The sequence below is a fragment of the Pseudomonas sp. PA-1-3F genome (assembly GCF_021609665.1).
Taxonomy (GTDB): Bacteria; Pseudomonadota; Gammaproteobacteria; order Pseudomonadales; family Pseudomonadaceae; genus Aquipseudomonas; species Aquipseudomonas paracarnis.
This window is the reverse complement of sequence record NZ_WJZD01000070.1, coordinates 1-2,881: the sequence shown is the minus strand read 5'-3', so window position 1 is coordinate 2,881 and position 2,881 is coordinate 1. Positions and strand designations below refer to the sequence as shown.

Here is a 2,881-nt window from a genome sequence, read left to right as displayed (position 1 = left end):
GTCATAGGGGCTCCGGCGCAGCGATAGGCGTAAAAGCGCCAGTATACGGGGGCAAAGCGGCAAGCGGTAAGCTTCAAGCCACAAGTAAAAAGCGCTAGCTGTCGCGGCTGTCAGTTTGGCGTCACCGTGCTGACCGCATTACCGGGCTATAAAGCAGCTACCCAACCTTCAACTGGCAGCTTGCAGCTTAAAACGTGCAACTGCGCCCCGGCGCCTCCCATGCAGATAAAACGAAACACGGCCCTGATGGTGGGCATCCTCTTGGTATTGGCGGTGGCCACCTGGGCAGTAACACGGCCTGCCAAGCCCCGCCTGGCAGCGCCCACGGCGATCCCGGTACGGGTAGTGAGCGTCGCGCAACAGAACGTTCCCAGGTTTGTCAGCGGCATAGGCTCAGTGCTGTCGTTGCACAGCGTGGTGATTCGCCCGCAAATCGACGGCATCCTCACACAGCTGCTGGTCAAGGAAGGCCAGTCGGTGAAAGCTGGCGATCTGTTGGCTACCATCGACGACCGCTCGATCCGCGCCAGCCTCGACCAGGCCAAGGCGCAATTGGGCGAAAGCCAGGCACAGTTGCAAGTGGCGTTGGTCAATCTCAAGCGTTACAAGGCGCTAAGCATCGACGACGGTGTGTCGAAACAGACCTATGACCAGCAACAGGCACTGGTCAACGAGCTCAAGGCCACGGTGCAGGGCAATCAGGCGGCCATTGATGCGGCTCAAGTACAACTTTCCTATACCCAGATTCGCTCCCCGGTCAGTGGCCGCGTGGGCATCCGCAACGTGGACGAAGGCAACTTCCTGCGCATGAGCGACACCCAGGGGCTGTTTACCGTCACCCAACTCGACCCGATTGCCGTTGAGTTCTCGCTGCCACAGCAGATGCTGCCAACCTTGCAGGGCCTGATCGCCGCCCCCACCCGGGCCACCGTCGACGCCTACCTGGGCGCCGACACCGATGGCCAGACCGGCGACCTGCTCGGCGAAGGCCACCTGAGCCTGATCGACAACCAGATCAGTTCCACCACCGGCACCCTGCGGGCCAAGGCCGAGTTCAGCAACCCGGCGCATAAGCTATGGCCGGGACAACTGGTGACCATCAAAATCCAGACGGCCCTCGACAAGAACGCCCTGGTGGTACCGCCGACCGTGGTGCAGCGTGGGCTGGACTCACATTTCGTGTACCGCGTAAACGCTGACAAAGTCGAGGTGGTACCGGTGCAAGTCGCCTACCAGAACAGCGACATCAATATCATCAAAGGCGTGCGGGCCGGCGATGTGCTGGTCAGCGATGGGCAATCTCGGCTCAAGGCCGGTGCGCAGGTGGAGGTGCTCAAGGAGCCGCCGCAAGTGATCCACACCGCCGATGCCCAGGTGCAGCCATGAGCGCAAGCCGGTCGCCCTCAGCCTGGTGCGTTGATCACCCGGTCGCCACCCTGCTGTTGACCTTCGCGTTGGTGTTGCTGGGGATTATTGCCTTCCCGAACCTGGCCGTCGCGCCACTGCCGGAAGCGGAATTCCCGACAATACAGGTCACCGCGCAACTGCCCGGCGCCAGCCCGGACACCATGGCCTCATCGGTGGCCACGCCCCTGGAGGTGCAGTTCAGCGCCATCCCCGGCATGACGCAGATGACCTCCAGCAGCGCCTTGGGCTCCAGCCTCTTGACCCTGCAGTTCACCCTGGAAAAAAGCATCGACACCGCCGCCCAGGAAGTCCAGGCCGCGATCAACACCGCATCCGGCAAACTGCCCAGCGACATGCCGAGCTTGCCTACCTGGAGGAAGGTCAACCCGGCGGACAGCCCGGTGCTGATCCTCAGCGTCAGTTCCAGCAGCATGCCCAGCACCGAGCTGAGCGACTACGTGGAAACCCTGCTGGCGCGCCAGATCAGCCAGATCGACGGCGTCGGCCAGATCAACATCACCGGCCAGCAACGCCCGGCGATTCGCGTGCAGGCCTCCCCTGACAAGCTCGCGGCCATTGGCCTGACGCTCGCCGATATACGCCTGGTCATCCAGCAGTCTAGCCTCAACCTGGCCAAGGGCGCGATCTATGGCGAAAACAGCGTGTCCACCCTGTCGACCAACGACCAGCTGTTTCACCCTGAGGAATACGGCCAACTGATCGTTTCCTACAAGAACGGTGCGCCAGTTCAACTGCGCGATATCGCCAACGTCGTCAACGGCTCGGAAAACGCCTACGTACAAGCCTGGTCCGGCGATACGCCTGGGGTGAACCTGGTGATTTCGCGCCAGCCCGGCGCCAACATCGTCGACACCGTCGACCGCATTCAAGCCGAGCTGCCGCGCCTGCAAGGCATGTTGCCGGCCTCGGTGCAGGTCAGCGTGTTGACCGATCGCACCAAGACTATCCGCGCCTCACTGCATGAAGTGGAAATGACCCTGCTGATCGCCATCCTGCTGGTGGTGGCGGTGATGGCGTTGTTCCTGCGTCAACTGTCGGCGACGCTGATTGTGTCTGCGGTGCTGGGTGTCTCGCTGGTGGCCAGTTTCGCCCTGATGTATGTGATGGGGTTCAGCCTGAACAACCTGACCCTGGTGGCCATCGTGATCGCCGTGGGCTTTGTGGTGGACGATGCGATTGTGGTGGTGGAGAACATCCATCGGCACCTGGAGGCTGGCCTGGGCAAGCGCGAAGCAGCGATCAAGGGCTCGGGTGAAATTGGCTTTACCGTGGTATCCATCAGCTTCTCGCTGGTGGCGGCGTTTATTCCGCTGCTGTTCATGGGCGGAGTGGTCGGTCGGTTGTTCAAGGAGTTTGCGTTGACGGCCACCGCGACCATTCTGATTTCAGTGGTGGTTTCGCTGACATTGGCACCGACGCTGGCCGCCTTGTTCATGCGTGCCCCTACCCACCC

General features: G+C 61.9%; 2 protein-coding genes. Both read left to right on the top strand.

Features of this window, described 5'->3' with window-relative positions; genetic code table 11:
- Positions 1 to 219: 219 nt before the first annotated feature.
- Positions 220 to 1,386 (top strand): efflux RND transporter periplasmic adaptor subunit, encoded by a 1,167-nt coding sequence (locus GIV26_RS26960; RefSeq protein ID WP_236282910.1) that lies wholly within the window; start codon positions 220 to 222, stop codon positions 1,384 to 1,386.
- The coding region (locus GIV26_RS26955; protein ID WP_236282908.1) for an efflux RND transporter permease subunit at positions 1,383 to 2,881 on the top strand (1,499 nt) is incomplete at its 3' end. The genes GIV26_RS26960 and GIV26_RS26955, both read left to right, overlap by 4 nt.

Excerpts from the sequence above, each read along its gene's own strand:
- GIV26_RS26960 (WP_236282910.1), top strand. The coding sequence starts at position 220 with ATGCAGATAAAACGAAACACGGCCCTGATGGTGGGCATCCTCTTGGTA.